The following is a 1,264-nucleotide window of genomic DNA, read 5'->3' as shown; positions in this document are numbered from 1 at the left end:
GAGGAGGGTGGGGAGAACCTCATCGAGCACCCACTTCTGCTGGCCATGCTCGCGCGTCGCCGGGAGGAGGGTGGGGAGAACCTCATCGAGCACCCCCTCCTGCTCGCCATGCTCATGCGCCGCGGCCAGGAAGGTGGGGAGAACCTCATCGAGCACCCGCTCCTGCTCGCCGCGCTCACCCGCCGGCGCAGGCAGCGCGGGGGCGGGATGTTCGAGCACCCGCTGCTGCTGGCCATGCTCATGCGCCGCCGCGAGGAGAGCGGGGAGAACCTCTTCGAGCACCCGCTCCTGCTCGCCATGCTCGCGGGCCGCTGACACCAGGCAGCCCGGTCCAAGCACCCACGCCGTCCCTCAACTGTCCCACGGTCGACAGTCGAGGGACGGCTCCCATCAACGGCAAAGGAGCAACCCATGGTGTCAGAGGAACATGACAAAACCACCGAACATGAGCAGGTGGACGCGCTGATCGACGACCTCATCCGTGACATCCTCAGCGAGGCGAGCTCGTCGACGAAGACCCGCGCCCGTAGCGGGGACCCCATCACGACTTTGATCGAAACGGCTCTCACCTCCCCACGAGCGGCGACGGGCGCATCGATGATCGAACGGCTCCTGGTCACCCGGGTGCTGGCCGACGCGCTGGCCGATGCTCTGGCGCCCGCGCTGGCCGACGCCCTCGCCCCGGAGATCATGAAGGCTCTGGACCAGCACACCACCACTACCAAAGGTGGCCAGTCCGACAAGCGGGCAGCGTCGCCGACCCGCACGACCCAGTCTCGAGGTGGCAGACGGAAGGCCACATGACGCACTCGCCACCACGCCTGCACCAGACGCTGATGGCGTGTAAGCGGCTGAGCCCCAGGCACGGCGATCCGGACCACGGCACGGTTACCTGCATCCTCACCGTCAGATCAGGCGCTCCAGGAAGACCATGACCGTCATGACGGTGATGCCGGTGACGATCAGGTTGACGGACCAGCGTAGATTGCGGTGCTTGGTGCGCGCGATCCGGGCGATCCGGAGGGCGTCGGTGGACAGGAACAGCTCGTAGTCCGCTGTCTCGGTGTTCATCCGTTCGATCAGGGCCTGGGGCGTGGGCTCCTCGGCGTAGGCGAGGATCCGCTGTCCGCCCTGGCCGGGGGACGGCGGGCGGATGGTGATCAGGATCAGCAGGACCGCCGCCGACAGCAGGATCAGCGCCAGGATGACGCCGAAGCGCCCGATTCCCGGGAAGCGGGCCGGACCGGTGAGGATGAGGGTGACC

3 protein-coding genes are annotated in these 1,264 nt (G+C 67.8%); 2 read left to right on the top strand and 1 reads right to left on the bottom strand.

The genetic code is table 11. The features are described from left to right. Both ACWDS7_RS47230 and ACWDS7_RS47225 read left to right on the top strand, forming a co-directional pair. A partial coding sequence (locus ACWDS7_RS47230; protein WP_451934636.1) for a hypothetical protein occupies positions 1–315 on the top strand: 315 nt, incomplete at its 5' end. Between the two features lie 96 nt (positions 316–411). After that, complete coding sequence (locus ACWDS7_RS47225) at positions 412–804, top strand: hypothetical protein (RefSeq protein ID WP_451934635.1); 393 nt, start codon at positions 412–414, stop codon at positions 802–804. Between the two features lie 102 nt (positions 805–906). Here ACWDS7_RS47225 and ACWDS7_RS47220 read toward each other — a convergent pair. Next, the coding region (locus ACWDS7_RS47220) for a Pycsar system effector family protein (RefSeq protein ID WP_451934634.1) at positions 907–1,264 on the bottom strand (358 nt) is incomplete at its 5' end.

This window comes from Streptosporangium sp. NPDC003464, from assembly GCF_053588315.1.
This window is presented reverse-complemented; position numbering and strand designations above follow the sequence as displayed.

Bases quoted from the DNA above. Each gene is read 5' to 3' on its own strand.
- ACWDS7_RS47225 (WP_451934635.1), top strand. From the start codon at position 412: ATGGTGTCAGAGGAACATGACAAAACCACCGAACATGAGCAGGTGGAC.